The sequence below is a fragment of the Rhodoferax fermentans genome, from assembly GCF_002017865.1.
In the GTDB taxonomy this organism is placed as follows: domain Bacteria; phylum Pseudomonadota; class Gammaproteobacteria; order Burkholderiales; family Burkholderiaceae_C; genus Rhodoferax; species Rhodoferax fermentans.
In genome coordinates, this window is the sequence record NZ_MTJN01000002.1 from 3,727,752 (window position 1) to 3,745,998 (window position 18,247).

The following is an 18,247-nucleotide window of genomic DNA, read 5'->3' on the forward strand; positions in this document are numbered from 1 at the left end:
CCATGATCATTTCACGCCTGAGTGCCTATTTGCAGCAACACCGGCGCGCCAGTCTGCACGACATGGCGCTCGGGCTGGACACCGATGCAGAGGCCCTGCGCAACATGCTGGGCATGCTCGAACGCAAGGGCCGGGTCAGCCGTCTGCCCAGTGGCACCCCCTGCAGCGGTGGCTGCGGCAAATGCCAGCCTGGCACCGTGGAAATTTATGAGTGGACAGGCTCGGCCCCAGCCGATCTGTCCACGCCAAATGGGCTGGCGACCCCGAGCATCCCGATCCAGACCTGCGCCAGCCACGGCTGACCTGCTCCAAGATGGTGTGAGACACACCATCCTCAGGTCCACCCTCTTGGTCTGCTGCAGGATGTTCCAGCCCCCTTGCAGCCTCCCAACATGCGATGGGGTGCATTGCGCACCGAGCATTCCCCCAAGCATTGAAGTGCTGAGCGATGTCTCACGCAGAGATCGCTCAGTGACTGCGCTCACCCTCTTTTACAGCATCGGCGAGTTCAGCCTCAAACAACGCCAAAGTTTCAATAGCGCTCAAGATAAAACTTGCGTTTTAAATAAGAATAGTTATCATTAACTAAGCAAAGAAGCCACAGTTCCCAGACCTTTTTCTTGAGAGGACTCACGATGTCAAGCTTGCCACTGCGCCCATCAGCGCCATCAGATCGCACCTCATTGAAAAGCTTGGCAACTTGGCCAGTGCCCTTGCCTCCAGGCGGTTTGGCAGACAGCCAGGGTGAGATCAGCCTGGCGTTCAGGCGTTGCCACATGGCCTGGCAAACGGCACACCATGGCCCAAGCGCCCACCGAACGTCTGGCGCCGAAGAATGCCTGGCCAACTTGGTCAACCAGCACCTGCAATTGGCCGATTTGCTCTATGCCGAAGGGGACATGGACCAAGTGGCAGAAACACTGGCAGACATCCACCAGAAACTGCTGTTGTTCATTGCTGACGCAACAACAGATCGAGATTGGTCACAGGCTGCGCTCTGGCATGTGCGCATCACGCACAGGGCGCTGCTGGTTCATCTGTCAGAAAACGGCTGGCATCCTGCCATTGAACGCGCTTTACGTGCAGGCTGTCTCAGCATCCAGTTGCCGACAGCTGCACGTTGGCACTGAAGTTCTTATTCTTCCAGCAGACTGCGCAACATCCAGGCGGTTTTTTCGTGGATGTCGATGCGTTGCGTCAACACATCGGCCGTGGGCTGGTCGTTGGCAGCATCCACCACCGGGAACAGTTTGCGGGCGGTGCGTGCTGTGGCTTCTTGCGCCGCCACCAGATGGCGGATCATGTCGGTGGCCTTGGGCACACCGTCCACCTCCTTGATTGACGCCAGCTTGACGTATTCCTTGTAAGTGCCTGGTGCCGGGAAACCCAGGGCGCGGATGCGCTCGGCAATGATGTCGAGAGCGTTCCATTGCTCGGTGTACTGCCCCATGAACATCATGTGCAGGCTATTGAACTGCGGCCCGGTCACGTTCCAGTGAAAGTTGTGGGTCATCAGGTACAAGGTGTAACTGTCGGCCAACAAGGCTGATAAACCTTGGGCAATGGCCTCACGTTGTTTGGCATCAATACCGATGTCCATATTGGGCAAACCCAGTTTTTTCTTGCTCATCATCTTTCTCCTATAAAAATCAACCCAGAGCGGTATCGAGCACCATCATCAGGGCAAAACCGATCATCAAACCGATGGTAGCTGGGGTCTGGTGGCCATTGCGATGGGTTTGCGGGATCACTTCGTGGGACACCACAAACAACATCGCACCCGCTGCCAGGCCCAAGCCAATCGGGTAGGCCAGCGCAAAACCACTCGACAACCCCACCCCCAGCAAGGCACCCAGCGGCTCCAGCAAACCACTGGCTGCCGCCACCAACACCGCCAGCCGCGGTGTCAAGCCCGCGCTGCGCAAGGCCAAAGCCACCGCCAGCCCTTCCGGGATGTCCTGCAAAGCAATCGCTGTGGTCAGAGGCAAACCCACACTCATATTGCCTTGTGAAAAACTCACACCAATGGCCATGCCTTCGGGCAGGTTGTGCAAGGCAATGGCAAACACAAACAGCCAGACCCGGTCATATCGCTCAGGAACCGGGCCGCTGCGCCCGGTTTGTTCATGTTCATGGGGGGTGAACTCGTCCAGGCCCAGCATCAGCAACACCCCCAGCGCCATACCCAACACCACCACCGCAGCACCCAGCGGTTTGTTACCCAGGATGTCCGCACCCGCTTCCAGGCCGGGCAACAACAGCGAAAAAGCACTGGCCGCCAGCATCATGCCTGCAGCAAAACCCAGCAGGCTGTCTTCAAGCTTCTGCGGCACACTGCGTAAACCCAAGGCGGGCAAGGCGCCCAGAGCCGTTGCGGCCAACCCAGCCGCACCGCCCAGCATGGCGTAACGCAGGCCCGCGCCAAGCTCAACCGTTGCAAGTTGCAACAGGCTTTGTACCAGCAACACCAGCACACCAAACAACGCCAAGCCCAGGCCCAAAGCCGCCACACGGTGGGCACGGACATGGGCCCACAAACTCAGTCGCCAATCGGAAGAAGTCGGGACAGATGGTGTCAAAACGGCAATTTGTTCAGGCATAAGAAGTTCCGGCGCACACAGGCACAGGTCGGGGTGTTGGGGTCACGGTGAATCTCCTGAAAACAGGTCAAAAAGCTGCGAAGACTCACTGTACGACGTCAGGCCCCAAGACACCAATGGATTGTCTGGATGCCAGACATAGCCAATACCAATGACCGCCACTCTTTTGGCGTATCTCATGATACCCAGCACTCACACAACCACGTGGTAAGCAGGCTTGTTCATGATGCGTACCGCCTGCACCAGGGCATCCACCACGGTGTCCTGCACCGAACTGCGCCGCCACGCCAGCGCAATACGACGCAAGGGGGCAGGCTCTTCAAACGGAATCGACACCACCAGGTCCGATTTGTACAAATCGGACAAGGCACTTTTGGGCAACACCGACACACCGTAACCGGAGGCCACCATGGCGCGGATGGTTTCGATCGAGTGTCCCTGGCGCATCGAGGCATCGGTGTGGCTGATCTCCGGGCACGCGTCGAGCACCTGCTCGCGAAAACAATTGCCGGCCTTGAGCACCAGCACATCCTCAGCGCCGATCTCCGAGGTGCTGATGTGACTGCGCCCCACCCACGGGTGGTCTCGTGGCACCACCACCTCAAACACCTCGTCGTACAAAACCTGGGTGTCTACACCGGGAACATCAAAGGGCAGCGCCACAATGGCCGCATCCACCGTGCCGTATTTGAGGTAGTCGGCCAGCAACGCGGTCATGCTTTCTTCGATGTAAAGCGTCAAGCCCGGCGCCACCTGGCGCAAGGCCGGGATCAGATCCGGCAAAAGATACGGCGCAATGGTGTGAATCACACCCAGGCGAAAGCTGCCCACCAGCGGGTCCTTGCCCGATTGCGCCACGGACTCGATGCGATCCACTTCCTCCAAGCTGATCCGCGCCTGGGCTACCACCCGCTCCCCCACCTCGGTCAGCGCCACATGGTGTTTGCCGCGCTCGATCAGGGTGACACCCAGCTCGTCTTCCAAACGTTGCAAAGCCACACTCAGGCTGGGTTGGGAGACACGGCACTGCTCAGCCGCGCGGCTGAAACTGAGTTGGTCGGCAAAAGCCACCAGATAACGCAAGGCAGACAATTTCATGGGTACTAGAAGAGATGGATATAGGCAAACACTATCGCATGTATAGTCAAAATAATGTTATAAATCATTGACTTACGTCATTAGGCCACACTCTTGCCATGGTTAAAGTGGGCCGGTGCCAGCTATTACAGCTTCTATTGATCTAGATCTAATTTCGGGCACAACTCTCAACTTCAAGGACACAAAAATGAAACGACGCATTCTTGCAGCAGCAGTGAGCGCTCTGGGTCTAGCACCGCTCTACGGGGCGGCACAGGAATTGATCCAACCCATCAAACCCCCGGCCCAAATCAACATCGGCATGGTCGAGTTGGGCAAGAAGTTGTATTTTGACCCCCGACTGTCCAAGTCAGGGTTTATCTCCTGCAACTCCTGCCATAACCTGTCGATGGGCGGCACTGACAACATTCCGACGTCGATCGGTGACAAGTGGCAACAAGGCCCGATCAACGCCCCCACGGTACTGAACTCCAGCCTGAACCTGGCCCAGTTCTGGGATGGTCGTGCCGCCGATTTGAAAGCCCAGGCCGGTGGCCCAATCGCCAACCCGGGTGAAATGGGCTTCACCCACACATTGGCCATTGGTGTGCTGGAGTCGATTCCGGCCTATGTGCGCGAGTTCAAACAAGTTTTTGGGAAGGACAAGGTGGATATCGATCAGGTCACCCTGGCGATTGCCGAGTTTGAAAAGACCCTGGTGACCCCCAACTCGCGTTTTGACCAATGGCTGCTGGGCAAGAGTGATGCCCTGAGCCCGCAAGAACTGGCAGGCTACAAGCTGTTCAAAGAAAGTGGCTGCGTGGCCTGCCACAACGGCCCGGCTGTAGGGGGCGCCTCGTTCCAGAAGATGGGTGTGGTGGAGCCTTACAAGTCCACAGGTGGGGCCGAAGGCCGCAGTGCGGTGACCGGCAAAGACGTGGACCGTTTCATGTTCAAGGTACCGACCCTGCGCAATGTGGAAATGACCTACCCCTACTTCCACGACGGCGCGGTCAACACCCTGCCCGAAGCTGTGGATGTGATGGGCCGCCTGCAACTGGGCAAGAAGTTCACAGCGGATGAAAATGCCAAGGTGGTGGCCTTCCTGAAAACCTTGACCGGTGACCAGCCGAACTTTGCGCTGCCGATCCTGCCACCGTCCAGCGACAAAACCCCGCGCCCGACACCGTTCTCCAAATAAGACGATCCGTCAGGACACTTTGAAAAAAGGGGCTTGAAGCCCCTTTTTTAATGTTTGGCCACCAGCTTGGCGTGGATTTTCTGGGTGGTACGCCACACCACCCACAACACCACCGGCACCAGCGCACCAGCGGCCATTTCGGGATTGATCGGCAGCCCGGCGGCCTTGAGGGCCTTGCCGCCATACAGCAACAGGCTGATCACGTAATAAGAAATCGCCGCAATTGACAGCCCTTCCACCGTGCTTTGCAAATGCAGCTGCATTTCCTGGCCACGATTGAGCTTGGCCAGCAACTCGTGGTTCTGTGCCTCGGTGGCAATGTCCACCCGGGTGCGTAACAAATCACTGGCACGCGCCACCCGCCCGGACAGCGACGACAAGCGCCGTGCGGTGGCCGCCACCGTGGCCATGGCGGGCGACAAGCGGTGCTGCAGGTACTCACCAATCATCTGGGTGCCCGGAATGGCTTTTTCTCGCAGTTCGGTCAAGCGTTGCCCCACCAGCGTGTAATAGGCCTGGCTGGCCGAGAACCGGTAGATGTGCTCCGCCGTGGCCCGCTCCACACGGGCCGCCAGCGACACCAAGGTGTCCAGCAACTCCTGGTCGGACGCGGTCTTGTTCTCCAGCCGGGCGGTGATCGAGGCCAGCTCGTTCTCGGCCTGGGTCAACATCGGCCCCAAAGCCTTGGCCACCGGCAGGCCACGCAAGGCCATCAACCGGTAGATCTCTAGCTCCAGCAAACGCCCGGCAATGCGCCCGGCGCGGGTTTGGCTGGTGCCCTCGGGGGCAATCACCAGCATGCGCTCGAACCCGTCTTCCTGCAATTTGAACTGGGTCAAGGCCCAGGAGTGCCCAGCCGGGTGCTGGTAACCCCGTGCCTGCGCCGTGGGCCCCGGCGCCGCCGTTGCGTTCAAGGCGTTGCTACCCATCAAGGACGCCACCACCGTGCGGGCACCCAGCCAGCGCATGGCCTGTGCCATCAGTACCTGGGCATCATCGAGCGGCGCATTGAGCATCACCAGCTGGATCGCCGACACGGTACACCCCGGGATCTGCCGCAACCACGGTGCAGGCACGGCCAGATGCGACATCAGATCCGGTTCCACCGCATCCAGCAAAGCGTGCTGCGGCAAGGCTTGCACGATGGTGTAACGCGAGAACTCGTTGTGGCGCTCCCATTTGACGGTGCAGTCCGCCAGGCGCAGGCGCAAGAAGTTGTCTTGTAAACACGCCGCTGCCAAACCAGACTGACCCGGCAGCTGGCGCAGGTGTTCCCAGGCCATGTCGCGCGTCACACCCTCGTGCAACACCGCCACATCCACCACCAGCGCAGGCAGGCGGATGCGGGCCGACGGCCGGGCATGCACCTCGTTGTGCAAAGCCGCGCGCTGACTGGCGTCAGGCGGCAGGAATCCTGTGGAGGGTGTGTCTGGGTCGTGCATACAAGCTATTTTGCAGGGCATTTGTCAGTTTGCGGATGACAGACCCGTGCCAAGCACCGCAAATAAGCCTGAATGGTGCCGTCCACGCCACAGCTCACCAGTCGGGTCCACGCCCGGCCAGTTGCGCCACCAGAAAATCAATCAGACGCCTGACCTTGGCCGACAGATGCTGGCGGGTTGGATACACCGCGTAAATGCCCAACTCCCCGGCACGGTACTGCGGCATCAGCTCCACCAGCGTGCCTGCTGCCAGATCGGGCCCCACCAGGAAAGCCGGTTGCAGGATCACCCCCTGGTGGGCCAGCGCCGCCGCACGGCAGGTGTCGCCACTGTTGGTGCGAATACAGGGCTGGGTACTGACACGCAGCTCTCCCTGCGGCCCGTCAAAAGACCATTCGTCCCGGCCCGACCAGTAGCTGTAGGCGATCACCGCATGCTCGGCCAGCTCAGCCGGATGTGTGGGTATGCCATGGGCCGCCAGGTAGGCCGGTGAGGCACACAACACCAACCGGGTGCTGCTGAGCTGGCGGCTGACCAGGGTCGAACTCTCCAGTCGGCCAATGCGCACCGCCAGGTCATAACCATCCTCCACCAAATCCACCACCCGGTCGGACAAGGTGATGTCCAGCCTGAGTTTGGGGTGCTGCGCCTTGAACAGGCCCCACAGCGGCGCCAGATGCAGGACACCAAAGGTCACCGGCACACTCAGACGCAGCAGGCCACTGACCAGGTCACTGCGCGAGGTGATTTCGACCTCGGCCTCCTCCAGCCCGGCCAGCAAAGCTTTGCAGCGGGCGTGAAACACCTGTCCCTCCTCGGTGAGCGACAGGCGCCGCGTGGTGCGATGCAGCAGGCGCACACCCAATCGGGTTTCCAGATCCAGCACATAACGCGACACAGCGGCTTTGGACAGGTTCAGCGTGTCTGCCGCTTTGACAAAACTGCCCGCATCCACCACACCAACAAAGGTCTGCATTTCCAGGAAACGGTCCACTATCTCTCCAAGTGAAACAATCTATCTGAATTATCGCCATTTATCTTCTGATTCAAATTCAATAAAGTCCTTCCATGACTGACGCGAGGTCGCGCCAGAACCTTCAGGAAGACACCATGACCCAAGCCCCTGTTTTCTTCATTTCACATGGCGCGCCCACTTTTGCTATTGAACCCGGCACGCTGGGTCCGCGGTTGCAGGCGTTTGGCCAGCAGCTCACCGATGTCAAGGCCGTGCTGGTGGTGTCCCCCCACTGGCAAACACGCGATGTGCAGGTCATGACCACGGTCCAGCCAAGCACCGTGCACGACTTTGGTGGTTTTCCAGCCGCACTCTACAAACTGCAGTACCCCGCCAGTGGCCAGCCCGACATCGCCTTGGAGGCGGCCCGCCTGCTGAGTGAAGCCGGTTTTGCCACCAGCACCGACAACCAGCGTGGGCTGGACCATGGCGCCTGGGTGCCGCTGATGCATCTGCTGCCGACTGCCCATGTGCCGGTGTTTCAATTGTCGATGCCCCGAAGCTTGACTGCCGCGCAGGCGCTGCAGTTCGGCCAGGCTCTGGCGCCGCTGCGCGACCAAGGCGTCGTCATCCTGGCCTCGGGCAGCATGACCCATAACCTCTACGAGTTCAGCCCCTATGCCACGCAGGCGGAACCCTATGTGCAGGAGTTTGCCAGCTGGGTGCACACGGCCGTGCTGGCCCAGGACACCAAGGCCCTGCAGCACTACCGCGACCTGGCCCCGCATGCCCAGCGCGCCCACCCGACCGAGGAGCACTTCCTGCCGCTGCTGGTGGCGTACGCCGCCCGTGGCAACGACCCGGCGCAGCTGATCGACGACAGCATCGAGCACGGGGTGCTGTCGATGGCGTCTTATGTGTGGGGAGCACAGCCATGAACACCACCCTCGCCAGCGTGAGTGACCTACACACCGACGCCCCTTCGGGCCTATCGTTGCGGCTGGTGCAGCCCACACCAGCGCAGCCACAACGCCTGGTGATCCTGTTACACGGCCTGGGCAGCCGGGAGACCGATCTGGCCGACCTGGCGCACGGCATGGCACCAGACACCCTGGTGGCCTTGGTACGCGGCCCGATCACGCTGGGCCCGGGCCAGTTTGCCTGGTTCCGCCTGAGCTTCACCGGCAGCGGTCCCGTGATCGACGCCGAAGCCGCCGAACACAGTCGTCTGGCCTTGATCAAACTGGTGCAGCAGCTGCAGCGCCAATACGGCATCACAGCAGCCCGGACGGTGATCGCCGGTTTCAGCCAGGGCGGCATCCTTAGCGCCAGTGTGGCGCTGAGCCAACCCGCCCTGGTGGCCGGGTTTGGTCTGCTGTCCGGGCGCATTCTGACCGAGCTGGCACCGCACCTGGCCAGTCCCGAACAACTCACACAGCTCCGGGCGTTTGTCAGCCATGGTCAACTCGATCCCACCCTGCCTGTGGCCTGGGCGCACCGCTCAGACGAGCTGTTAACCACGCTGGGTGTACAACACGAACTTCGGCTCTACCCCATCGGCCACGGCATCAGCCCGGCGGTGCATGCCGACTTTCTGGCCTGGCTGGCCAGCATCATGTGAGATCTGCACTGAAAGCCAACCATGTCCCACCCTGACTTTGACACCCACCTGAGGCGCCTGTTTGCCGCCGCACGCGCCCAGACTCCCACCACAGGCCCCCTGGTGCTGCTGCACATTGGCGACGAGCAGACCGGTCTCGCCGTCGGCCAGGGCGCGGAACCAACGGCCCAGCTGGCGCTGGCCATCGGCGCCGAGTCCACCGCCCGCGAGCACTTCCGGCACAGCCCACCCAGCCCGCTGGAACTGGAAAACGCCATCATGACCGTCGAAGACGAGGTCACCCGCGCCTTGCCGCTGAGGGTCGCCGGGGCCGAGCTAGTCACCAGTGATGCGGCTATCCGAGAGATCGCCCTGCTATCTGGTGTGACAGCAGGGCAGCGTATGGCTCTGTCACTGGACGCGATGGAGCGTTGTTTTGATCGGCTGGCGCAGCGCTCACTCGGACGGCCAATATCGTCAGACAACTTGCCCACCAGCACCTCCTTTGCCGCCAGCTTGCTGATCCTGCGCGAGTTCATGCACCACCTGCGGTTTGAGACCATCACGGTGCTTCAGGCAAGCGAAAGAGTCACTCCGTAATCCATAGCGCATAGCCCTTGTTCTACGAGGGCCAGAGCGTTGTTTTTTATACAAACCTCCGTAAAAGCAGACGATCCGCCCACCTAGAATGGCTTCATGCCCAAAGAAGCCCAGGCGCGTATCAAGATCAACCAGTTGCTCGAAGCGGCCGGTTGGCGCTTTTTTGACACTCCGGCGGGTTCGGCCAACATCGCCTTGGAGCCCAAGGTCAAACTCACCCAGGCGCAGGTAGAGGCTCTGGGCAAAGACTTCGAAGCCAACGGCCACGGTTTTGTCGATTTTTTGCTGCTGGACGAACAACACTTTCCGCTGGTGGTGCTGGAAGCCAAGGCTGAAAACAAAAATCCGCTGATTGGCAAAGAGCAAGCCCGCAAATACGCCAAGTCTCTGAGCTGCCGGTTTGTCATTCTGAGCAACGGCAACCTGCATTACTTCTGGGATCTGCAGCACGGCAACCCGCACGTCATCACAAGCTTTCCTGCGCCTGGTGACATCAAGGGCTACACCAAGTTTCAGCCTGACCCAGCGCGTCTGGTGTCTGAGGTCGTGCCGCTGGACTACATCGCCCGCACCCAAATACCTGCTTATGACCAGGAAGCTGGCTGGCAAAACGCGTCTGAGCGTGATGCCTTCACAGAGAAAAACCGCCTGCGTTTTTTACGTACCTACCAGCAGCGCGCCGCCCATGCAGTGCAAACAGCGGTCAAAGCGGGCCAAACCCGTTTTTTGTTCGAGATGGCCACCGGCACTGGCAAAACGCTCACCGCAGCCGCCGTCATCAAACTGTTTTTGCGCACCAGCAATGCGCGCCGGGTACTGTTTCTGGTGGACCGGTTGGAACTCGAAGACCAGGCCAACAAAGCCTTCACCACCCTGCTCAAAAACGACTACAAGAGTGTCATCTACAAAGAAAGCCGTGACGACTGGCGCAAGGCCGAGATTGTGGTGACCACGGTGCAAAGCCTGTTGTTCAACGCCAAGTACAAGCAGTTTTCACCCACCGACTTTGACCTGGTGATCTCGGACGAAGCGCACCGCAGCATTGGTGGCAACGCCCGCGCCGTGTTTGAATATTTTGTGGGCTACAAGCTCGGCCTGACCGCCACGCCCAAGGACTACCTCAAAAAGTTTGACGCCGCCAAGCCCAGCACCCGCGACCCACGCGAGTCCGAGCGCCGCCTCTTGCTCGACACCTACCGCACTTTTGGCTGCGAGTCGGGCGAACCCACCTACCGTTATTCACTGCTCGATGGTGTCAAAGACGGCTTTCTGATCAACCCCTTGGTGGTGGACGCACGCACCACCGTCACCACCCAACTGCTGTCCGACCAGGGTTATGCCGCCGTGGTCATCGCGGACACCCCTGATGGTGAACAAACCAGCGAACAGGTTTTTAAACAGAAGAACTTCGAGAAACAGTTTTTCTCCGAACCCACCAACCGCCTGTTTTGCGAAACCCTGCTCAAACACGGCCTACGTGACCCCATCAGCAACGAGTTTGGCAAAACCATCGTGTTTGCGGTCAGCCAAAACCACGCCAGCAAACTCACACAACTGCTCAACGATCTGGCCGACACCATGTACCCTGGGCTGTACCAGTCAGACTTTGCGGTGCAGGTCACCTCGCTGATCCCGGACGCGCAGCAGTTCACCATCAACTTCACCAACAACAACCTGCTGGGCAGCGCCAACGTGCTGCCAGCCTACAAAACCAGCAAAGCCCGCATCTGCGTCACCGTGGGCATGATGACCACCGGCTATGACTGCCCCGATTTGCTCAACCTGGCGCTGATGCGCCCGGTGTTTTCACCGTCTGACTTTGTCCAGATCAAGGGCCGTGGCACGCGCAAACACGATTTCCGCGAAGAACTGCAGGACGACACACTCAAAACCCAGGTCACCGCGCCGGACAAAACCGCCTACAAACTGTTTGACTTCTTCGCCACCTGCGAGTATTTCGAAGAAAAGTTCAACTACGACGAGGTGCTAAAACTACCCCGCCCCAGCACAGGCCAGGTCCAAGGCGGCGACGACGAAACCGGCCCACAACCACCCGGCGGCGGCAACAGTTATGAACACACCGCCCCCGACAGCATCACCAGCCAGGTCGAGCAACAGGTCGGATTCCAGGGCATGAAGGTCGACCGCATGTTCTTCGAGAAGTTTGAAGACCGGGTCTTGGCCGACCCCATCATTGCCCAGCAGGTCAACGACGCCCAGTGGGACCAGGCCATCAACTACATCACCACAGAGCTGTTTGACAAACCCGCCGAGTACTTCAATCTGGACAAGCTGCGCCGCGCCGCCGGTGTGGACCGCCGCCTGGGCCTCAAGGAAATTTTGCAGAAAACCTTTGGCCTGATCCCCGGCTTCAAAAGCAAAGATGAACTGCTGGAAGACGAGTTCGACAAATTCCTGCTCGACCAGCAAAACGCCACGGGTTTCAGTGCCGACAGCACCGCCGCCGCTGTGCAGGCCATGAAGTACTACTTCAAAGCCTACGCCACCGACCACCGCCTGCGCGACATCATTGAAACCCAGCGCCTGACCGACCTCAACGTCTACCCCGCCTTTGGCATGAGCGACTTCAAGGCTGTGCCCCCGGTCTGGCGCACCCGCATCCCCGAATATGTGAAGGACTATGTGCCGCTGAACCAGTTCATGTGAGCGTGGTTTCTTCAGAAAAATGTCTGTAATATCAGGCCTTATCGACATTAGGACTAATATTACGGACATGAAATACCGCGAATTCCCGCTGGTTCCGGCCAACCGCCTGGTCGAAGCTGCAGACATTGGCGCCAAGCTCACCCGGCTGCGTACCGCGCGCAAGCTGCGTCAGCTCGATGTCGCGGCGCGTGCCGGAATGTCGCGCTCCACCGCAGCGCTGATCGAAAAAGGTGACCCTGGCCGCACCTTGGCCCAGATACTTCGCTACCTGGAGGCCATCGCACCCGGACTCTCCATGCTGGCCTTGCTGCAGGAAAGTGACCCGTCCTTGAAAGCGCTGGAACAGCAGGAAACCACCCAGCGTGTGCGCCCCTTGTCTGCCACTGAGCTACAGAAGCTGGACTTCTGATGGCCACGCACGATGTGTTTGTTTTTGCGCACCTGCCGCAGGGTTGGGCCCCTGCCGGGCGCCTGTCCATCACCCAAGAGCGTGAGGTCCTGGCCTCCCGTTTTGCCTATGGCACACGTTATATCGAGCGGCCCGATGCGTTTGAGATCGACCCGGTCAGCCTAAGCCTGGCCGACAAGCCACGCGTGCGTGGTGCCGAGCTGTTCCCGGTCAACCAGCTCACCCAATTTGGCGGCATCCGTGATGCCGCACCCGACGCCTGGGGCCGCCGTGTCATCGAAGCGCAGCGCCGCGTCCCGGCCAACAGCCTGACCGAGGCCGACTACCTGCTGGGCGCGGGCAGTGACCGGGTTGGTGCACTGGATGTGCGCGCCTCTTTAAACGACCCGGCCCAAGCCGGTGCCACACCCATCCAGTCTTTGCCTTACCTGATGGACACCGCCGGGCGCATCGAGCTGGGTTTGCCCATCCCCAGCACACTCGTCGATTTTTTTGGCTCAGCCCCGGGCGCCGGTGGCGCGCGGCCCAAGGCCTCGGTGCGTGATGAGACCGGTCTGCTCTGGCTGGCCAAGTTCCCGGCTGTGGGCGACAGCTTTGATGTCGCCTGGGCCGAATGCTGCACCTTGACACTGGCGCGGCTGTGCGGTTTGACCGTGCCCCAGGTCAAAGTGCAGGACATTGGTGGCAAATCGGTTTTGCTGATCCGCCGGTTTGACCGCTATTGGCACACCTCCGGCACACCTTTGCCTGTCGACACCGCCTTGCACGACAGCTTGCCCGCATTGGGGCTGGTCGAACAGCGCCTGCCCTTTGTCAGCGGGCTGACACTGGTGGCCTGTGATGAATTCGAGTCACGCCTCAAAAGTTACGCCGATCTGGCGCAAGCGGTGCGCGAGCACGTCCACCCCAGCCTGATCCGTAGCAACACCGAGGAACTGTTCGCGCGCATGGTGTTCAACATCTTTGTCAGCAACGACGACGACCACCTGCGCAACCACGGCTTTGTGCGCGACCCGCGCCTGCCCGGCTGGCGCCTGAGTCCCTTGTACGACGTGGTGCCGCGCCCCAGTGTGGCGCTGGAGCGCCAGCTGCACCTGCAGGTTGGCAGCCTTGGCAAGCTGGCCACGCTGGACAACGCCATGTCCGCCTACAGCGCCTTCACCCCACAGCGCAGCACCGCCATCGCCATCATTCGCCGCGTCTGGGGCCAACTGCGCCAATGGCGCACCGCCTTTGAAGACATGGGCGCAACAAACCCTGGTGTGGGCCGCCTGATCGACCAGTTGGCCCCTGCCATGCGCAGCCTGGGCGACATTGCCACGCCCGCGCTCCAGGCCGAAATTCGAAAAACAACCACCTAAAACAACTGACATGCTTGATTCCGATACCAAACGCCGCATTGACGCCTGCCGAGACATCCTGGTAGGCAAGGTGCCCGACCCCAAAAGCCAGGTGGAGCAAATCACCATCGCGCTGATCTACAAGTTCATGGACGACATGGACGCCGAGGCCGAAGAACTTGGCGGCAAACGCAGCTTTTTTGCCGGTGCCTATGCCCGCTTTGGCTGGGCCCGCCTGCTGGCACCCGGTCTGGGTGGTTTTGAGGTACTGGCGCTGTATTCGGAGGCCATCCAGAGCATGCGGCAGAACCCCGGCCTGCCCGAGCTGTTCCGCGACATTTTTAAGAACGCTTACCTGCCCTACCGCGACCCGGAAACCCTCAAGAGTTTCCTGAAAGAAATCAACACCTTCACCTACGACCACTCCGAGCGCCTGGGTGACGCGTTTGAATACCTGCTGAGTGTGCTGGGCAGCCAGGGTGACGCCGGGCAATTCCGCACCCCGCGCCACATCATCGACTTCATGGTGGCGGTGATCGACCCGAAGAAGGATGAGACTATCCTCGATCCGGCCTGTGGCACGGCAGGCTTTTTGATCTCGGCCTGGAAACACATCCTGGCGGCCAACACACCCACCGTCAGCCACTCTGAAAAGAGTATTGATACACCCAATCAAGATAAGGGCCAGAGGCCAAAAACACTCACACCCGACGAACGCATCCGGCTCGCCAACAACATCCGGGGTTACGACATCTCGCCCGACATGGTGCGCCTGAGTCTGGTCAACCTCTACCTGCACGGCTTTCACGACCCGCACATCGTGGAGTACGACACCCTGACCAGCGACGAGAAGTGGAACGAGCTGGCCGATGTGATCCTGGCCAACCCACCGTTCATGAGCCCCAAGGGCGGCATCAAACCGCACAAACGCTTTACCGTGCAGGCCAGCCGCAGCGAGGTGTTGTTTGTTGATTACATGGCCGAGCATCTGACGGCCACCGGCCGCGCCGCCATCATCGTGCCCGAAGGCATCATCTTCCAGAGCGGCACAGCTTACAAAGCGCTGCGCAAGATGCTGGTCGACACCTCACTGGTGGCGGTGGTGAGCCTGCCCGCTGGTGTGTTCAACCCCTACAGCGGCGTCAAAACCAGCATCCTGATCCTGGACAAACGTGTGCACAAACAGACAGACAAGGTGTTGTTTGTCAAAGTGTTAAACGACGGCTTTAACCTGGGCGCGCAACGCCGCGCGGTGGTCAACAGCGATTTGCCCGAGGCGACGCGGCTGTTGCGCAGTTGGATGACGGCACCGGCGGCTTTTGAAGGGGATGGCCTGATGGCGCAGGCCGTGGCGCGGGAGCGGATTGGGGCTGGCGGGGACTTTAATTTGAGTGGGGAGAGGTATCGGCCCCAAGAACTTACTAACTCTGCGCATTCAAAAATTGCTTTGGGTGACGTGTGTGAAGTAATTGCGGGGCAATCCCCAGAGGGTGAGTTTTACAACGAACAAGCAAACGGCTTGCCTTTCTATCAAGGCAAGACTGAGTTTTCCAGAGTATTTATCGGTGCTCCCACAAAGTGGACAACCAAAGTTACGAAAGTAGCTCTCGCCAATGACATATTGATGTCGGTTCGTGCGCCAGTTGGCCCTGTCAACTTTGCCACCCAGGAGTGTTGCATCGGACGCGGATTAGCCGCAATTCGGTCTAAGGCAACACTGATCAAGTCCCCAGTTGGCCCATGACTTGCATGGTTCGTGGCATCCCAAGCAGGAGATGCAGATGAAACAACAAACTCTGGCCATGGCCGAACAACAAAGCTTTGAGACCTACCGCAAGCCCACGCGGCGCGATGAGTTCTTGAAGACCATGGAAGTCATCGTTCCCTGGGCCGCTCTGTGCGAAGTCATCGAGCCGTTTTACCCCAAGGCCGGTAATGGGCGTCCCCCCATCGGGCTTGAGCGTATGCTGCGCATCCACTTCATCCAGCACTGGTTCAACCTGGCAGACCTGGCCTGTGAAGAAGCTCTGTACGACAGCGTGAGCCTGCGTCGCTTCGTGGGCATTGACCTGGGGCGTGAATCTGTGCCGGACGCCACCACGGTGTTGAACTTTCGCAAACTCCTCAACAAGCACAAACTTGGCCAAGCCCTGTTTGCCCAAGTAGGCGCTGTCTTGCAAAGCAAGGGCTTCAAGCTCAACACCGGCACCATTGTGGACGCCACCATCATTGGTGCACCGAGTTCCACCAAGAATGCGAATAAGGCGCGCGACCCGGACATGCACCAAACCCGCAAGGGCCAACAGTGGTACTTTGGCATGAAGTTGCACATCGGTGTGGACAGCCAAAGTGGTCTGGCCCACCATGCGGTGGTCACAGCAGCCAACGTGCATGACAAACACCCACTGCCCAGTTTGTTGCATGGCAAGGAGCAACGCGTCTATGGCGACAGTGCCTACGCCAGCCAGAAGGAGCTGATCCGCAGTGCAGCACCCAAGGCCAAAGACTTCACCAACCAGCGCAGTCGCCGCTCTGGTGTGGTCGATGAAGGCATTCGCGCCAAGAACCGCAACAAATCCAAGATCCGCTCACGCGTGGAGCATGTATTTGCTGTGGTCAAGCGCCTGTGGGGCTTTGGCAAGGTGCGTTACCGTGGGTTGCAGAAGAACGCCACGCGGGCGTTTACTGCTTTGGCGCTGGCCAACATCTATCTCTGCCGACAAAGGCTGATGGCACAGGTGCGTCCATGAGGGCGCAATAGGGGGTGAATTCCCCCTGAAACAGCCTCAAAGGGGGCAAAAGCGAGCTCAGCTGGTCGCAATTTCGACAACTTCGGTTTCTCGATACCGCTGGGGCCTGCTTTGACTCTACTTGTTCAGCGTTGCCCTAAAGATTCATCAGTTGTCTCGATCAACTACGTTTTCAATGTCCTGCACGCTATCGAGGATCAAATTTGCGGCAAAGCAGGGGCGACTTTCGCATCCATCAACAAAAAAGAAATAGAGGAAATTCGGATTCCCCTTCCACCCATCGAAGTCCAACACCAAATCGTGGCTGAAATAGAGGGCTACCAAAAAATCATCGACGGCGCCCGGCAGGTGCTCGACAACTACAAGCCACACATTTCGATAGACGCAGAGTGGCCAATCGTGGAGTTGGCTGATATTGCCGAATTCAAGAACGGTCTGAACTATGACGCGGATGCTGAAGGATCAAAGATCAAGATCTTTGGCGTGAGCCATTTCAAGGATTGTTTGATCGCCCCACTTACCGGACTGCCCGAAATTCAAGTCGATGAAGTGGTCGATGAGTCCTATTTGCTCGCTGAAGGTGACATCCTTTTCGTTCGATCAAACGGTAATCCTGCGTTGGTTGGACGCAGTGTTCTCATTCCAGAGATAGATGATCGGATCACGTTTTCAGGCTTCACCATTCGTTGTAGGTTCACGGCAAAAGTGGAGCCGTATTTTTATGCCTGCCTTTTCAAGTCCACTCTCCATCGCGAACTGTTTCGAGATGCCGGGCAAGGAGCGAGCATTCGTAATCTCTCTCAAGGGATGCTCAAACAAATCAAAGTTCCCTTCCCCGACCTGGCCACCCAGCGCAGCATCGTGACCGAAATCGAAGCCGAACAAGCGCTGGTCGCCGCCAACCGCGAACTGATCGACCGTATGCAAGCCAAGGTCAAAGCAGCCATTGACAGGGTGTGGGGCAGCACCTCGTAGAAGACGCTATCTTTTGAAGAGCCTCTAGTCCAGACAATCCGAGGGCTAGAGGCTGTTTTGGCTTGATAGTGTCAGCGGCGCAGCAGGCTCACAGCTGGCGCCGCACATGCACCAGCAGCCCCTCACACGCGTCCTCCACCAGATCCAGCACGTGTTCAAAACCATCCGCGCCGCCGTAATACGGGTCGGGCACCACAGACGCTTTGTGCACCTGGCAAAACTCGGTCAGCAGGCGCAGCTTGTGCTGGTGTTCGCTCGGGCAGTCGTCTTGCAGCACGGCCAGGTTGTCTTGGTCCATCACCAGGATCAGGTCAAAGCTGGTGTAGTCGGCAGCGGCGATCTGGCGGGCGCGCAGGCTGGACAGGTCGTAACCGCGCTTGGCTGCTGCCGCCTGGGCGCGGCTATCGGGCGGGCTGCCGGGGTGGTAGTTGTGGGTGCCGGCCGAGTCCACCCGCACCTGCTGACCCAGGCCCTGTTCGGCCACTTTTTGGCGAAACACACCATCGGCGGTGGGGCTGCGGCAGATGTTGCCCATACACACAAACAAAATTCCGTAAGGCATGCTGGTCTCTCAAGATGTCAATGGCGCCATTGTGCCGCAGTTCACAAGCCTTTTAGGCCTCCAGCCCTT

General features: G+C 59.4%; 19 protein-coding genes. 12 read left to right on the forward strand and 7 right to left on the reverse strand.

Annotated elements, in window-relative coordinates; genetic code table 11:
• The first annotated feature begins 2 nt into the window (after positions 1 to 2).
• Complete coding sequence (locus RF819_RS17380) at positions 3 to 302, forward strand: FeoC-like transcriptional regulator (protein WP_078366136.1); 300 nt, start codon at positions 3 to 5, stop codon at positions 300 to 302.
• 230 nt (positions 303 to 532) lie between these two features.
• On the opposite strand, the gene RF819_RS21120 is transcribed toward RF819_RS17380, so the two are convergent.
• A complete protein-coding gene (locus tag RF819_RS21120) occupies positions 533 to 778 on the reverse strand; it encodes a hypothetical protein (RefSeq protein ID WP_143541749.1) in 246 nt (81 codons plus the stop codon).
• Here RF819_RS21120 and RF819_RS17385 point away from each other — a divergent pair.
• Entirely contained in the window at positions 777 to 1,130 is a 354-nt protein-coding gene (locus RF819_RS17385; RefSeq protein ID WP_143541750.1) for a hypothetical protein, read from the forward strand. The genes RF819_RS21120 and RF819_RS17385 overlap by 2 nt on opposite strands.
• Before the next feature lie 5 nt (positions 1,131 to 1,135).
• On the opposite strand, the gene RF819_RS17390 is transcribed toward RF819_RS17385, so the two are convergent.
• The 3 genes from RF819_RS17390 to RF819_RS17400 all read right to left on the reverse strand — a co-directional run bounded on the left by RF819_RS17390 (position 1,136) and on the right by RF819_RS17400 (position 3,698).
• A complete protein-coding gene (locus tag RF819_RS17390) occupies positions 1,136 to 1,630 on the reverse strand; it encodes a Dps family protein (RefSeq protein ID WP_078366138.1) in 495 nt (164 codons plus the stop codon).
• A 19-nt stretch (positions 1,631 to 1,649) separates the two neighbouring features.
• A complete protein-coding gene (locus RF819_RS17395) occupies positions 1,650 to 2,579 on the reverse strand; it encodes a ZIP family metal transporter (RefSeq protein ID WP_244899929.1) in 930 nt (309 codons plus the stop codon).
• Positions 2,580 to 2,792: 213 nt separating this feature from the next.
• Positions 2,793 to 3,698: a hydrogen peroxide-inducible genes activator gene (locus RF819_RS17400; protein WP_078366140.1), complete on the reverse strand. Its 906-nt coding sequence runs from the start codon at positions 3,696 to 3,698 to the stop codon at positions 2,793 to 2,795.
• Between the two features lie 187 nt (positions 3,699 to 3,885).
• Between RF819_RS17400 and RF819_RS17405 the strand changes: the two genes are divergently transcribed.
• Positions 3,886 to 4,878: a cytochrome-c peroxidase gene (locus RF819_RS17405; RefSeq protein WP_078366141.1), complete on the forward strand. Its 993-nt coding sequence runs from the start codon at positions 3,886 to 3,888 to the stop codon at positions 4,876 to 4,878.
• Between the two features lie 47 nt (positions 4,879 to 4,925).
• Here the strand turns inward: RF819_RS17405 and RF819_RS17410 are convergent, their stop codons facing one another.
• Positions 4,926 to 6,320: a DUF3422 family protein gene (locus tag RF819_RS17410; protein WP_078366142.1), complete on the reverse strand. Its 1,395-nt coding sequence runs from the start codon at positions 6,318 to 6,320 to the stop codon at positions 4,926 to 4,928.
• Between the two features lie 94 nt (positions 6,321 to 6,414).
• On the reverse strand, positions 6,415 to 7,314 hold the full coding sequence (locus RF819_RS17415) for a LysR family transcriptional regulator (RefSeq protein ID WP_078366143.1): 900 nt from the start codon (positions 7,312 to 7,314) through the stop codon (positions 6,415 to 6,417).
• A gap of 116 nt (positions 7,315 to 7,430) precedes the next feature.
• Here RF819_RS17415 and RF819_RS17420 point away from each other — a divergent pair, with 116 nt between their 5' ends.
• From RF819_RS17420 to RF819_RS17460, 9 genes are all read left to right on the forward strand, one after another.
• Positions 7,431 to 8,213: a DODA-type extradiol aromatic ring-opening family dioxygenase gene (locus RF819_RS17420; RefSeq protein ID WP_078367027.1), complete on the forward strand. Its 783-nt coding sequence runs from the start codon at positions 7,431 to 7,433 to the stop codon at positions 8,211 to 8,213.
• Positions 8,210 to 8,896: an alpha/beta hydrolase gene (locus RF819_RS17425; RefSeq protein ID WP_078366144.1), complete on the forward strand. Its 687-nt coding sequence runs from the start codon at positions 8,210 to 8,212 to the stop codon at positions 8,894 to 8,896. The genes RF819_RS17420 and RF819_RS17425 overlap by 4 nt, the downstream gene beginning before the upstream one ends.
• A 21-nt stretch (positions 8,897 to 8,917) precedes the next feature.
• Entirely contained in the window at positions 8,918 to 9,475 is a 558-nt protein-coding gene (locus RF819_RS17430; protein ID WP_078366145.1) for a hypothetical protein, read from the forward strand.
• Positions 9,476 to 9,571: 96 nt separating this feature from the next.
• The gene (locus tag RF819_RS17435; RefSeq protein WP_078366146.1) at positions 9,572 to 12,142 is read left to right on the forward strand and encodes a DEAD/DEAH box helicase family protein; all 2,571 of its coding nucleotides are present in this window, start codon (positions 9,572 to 9,574) and stop codon (positions 12,140 to 12,142) included.
• Positions 12,143 to 12,209: 67 nt separating this feature from the next.
• The gene (locus tag RF819_RS17440) at positions 12,210 to 12,551 is read left to right on the forward strand and encodes a helix-turn-helix domain-containing protein (RefSeq protein ID WP_078366147.1); all 342 of its coding nucleotides are present in this window, start codon (positions 12,210 to 12,212) and stop codon (positions 12,549 to 12,551) included.
• Entirely contained in the window at positions 12,551 to 13,912 is a 1,362-nt protein-coding gene (locus RF819_RS17445) for a type II toxin-antitoxin system HipA family toxin (protein WP_078366148.1), read from the forward strand. The genes RF819_RS17440 and RF819_RS17445 overlap by 1 nt, the downstream gene beginning before the upstream one ends.
• A 10-nt stretch (positions 13,913 to 13,922) precedes the next feature.
• Entirely contained in the window at positions 13,923 to 15,635 is a 1,713-nt protein-coding gene (locus tag RF819_RS17450; protein ID WP_078366149.1) for an N-6 DNA methylase, read from the forward strand.
• 37 nt (positions 15,636 to 15,672) lie between these two features.
• Positions 15,673 to 16,641: an IS5 family transposase gene (locus RF819_RS17455; RefSeq protein WP_078366726.1), complete on the forward strand. Its 969-nt coding sequence runs from the start codon at positions 15,673 to 15,675 to the stop codon at positions 16,639 to 16,641.
• 111 nt (positions 16,642 to 16,752) lie between these two features.
• Positions 16,753 to 17,616 (forward strand): restriction endonuclease subunit S, encoded by an 864-nt coding sequence (locus RF819_RS17460; RefSeq protein WP_078366150.1) that lies wholly within the window; start codon positions 16,753 to 16,755, stop codon positions 17,614 to 17,616.
• 88 nt (positions 17,617 to 17,704) lie between these two features.
• Here RF819_RS17460 and RF819_RS17465 read toward each other — a convergent pair whose 3' ends face one another.
• Positions 17,705 to 18,178 carry a low molecular weight protein-tyrosine-phosphatase gene (locus tag RF819_RS17465; RefSeq protein ID WP_078366151.1) on the reverse strand — a complete coding sequence of 158 codons (474 nt, stop codon included), beginning with the start codon at positions 18,176 to 18,178 and terminating at the stop codon, positions 17,705 to 17,707.
• Positions 18,179 to 18,247: the final 69 nt, after the last annotated feature.

Coding starts and splice junctions, on each gene's coding strand:
- RF819_RS17380 (WP_078366136.1), top strand. CDS start 3: ATGATCATTTCACGCCTGAGTGCCTATTTGCAGCAACACCGGCGCGCC.
- RF819_RS17385 (WP_143541750.1), top strand. CDS start 777: ATGGCCTGGCAAACGGCACACCATGGCCCAAGCGCCCACCGAACGTCT.
- RF819_RS21120 (WP_143541749.1), bottom strand. CDS start 778: ATGTGGCAACGCCTGAACGCCAGGCTGATCTCACCCTGGCTGTCTGCC.
- RF819_RS17390 (WP_078366138.1), bottom strand. CDS start 1,630: ATGAGCAAGAAAAAACTGGGTTTGCCCAATATGGACATCGGTATTGAT.
- RF819_RS17400 (WP_078366140.1), bottom strand. CDS start 3,698: ATGAAATTGTCTGCCTTGCGTTATCTGGTGGCTTTTGCCGACCAACTC.
- RF819_RS17405 (WP_078366141.1), top strand. CDS start 3,886: ATGAAACGACGCATTCTTGCAGCAGCAGTGAGCGCTCTGGGTCTAGCA.
- RF819_RS17410 (WP_078366142.1), bottom strand. CDS start 6,320: ATGCACGACCCAGACACACCCTCCACAGGATTCCTGCCGCCTGACGCC.
- RF819_RS17420 (WP_078367027.1), top strand. CDS start 7,431: ATGACCCAAGCCCCTGTTTTCTTCATTTCACATGGCGCGCCCACTTTT.
- RF819_RS17425 (WP_078366144.1), top strand. CDS start 8,210: ATGAACACCACCCTCGCCAGCGTGAGTGACCTACACACCGACGCCCCT.
- RF819_RS17430 (WP_078366145.1), top strand. CDS start 8,918: ATGTCCCACCCTGACTTTGACACCCACCTGAGGCGCCTGTTTGCCGCC.
- RF819_RS17435 (WP_078366146.1), top strand. CDS start 9,572: ATGCCCAAAGAAGCCCAGGCGCGTATCAAGATCAACCAGTTGCTCGAA.
- RF819_RS17440 (WP_078366147.1), top strand. CDS start 12,210: ATGAAATACCGCGAATTCCCGCTGGTTCCGGCCAACCGCCTGGTCGAA.
- RF819_RS17445 (WP_078366148.1), top strand. CDS start 12,551: ATGGCCACGCACGATGTGTTTGTTTTTGCGCACCTGCCGCAGGGTTGG.
- RF819_RS17450 (WP_078366149.1), top strand. CDS start 13,923: ATGCTTGATTCCGATACCAAACGCCGCATTGACGCCTGCCGAGACATC.
- RF819_RS17455 (WP_078366726.1), top strand. CDS start 15,673: ATGAAACAACAAACTCTGGCCATGGCCGAACAACAAAGCTTTGAGACC.
- RF819_RS17465 (WP_078366151.1), bottom strand. CDS start 18,178: ATGCCTTACGGAATTTTGTTTGTGTGTATGGGCAACATCTGCCGCAGC.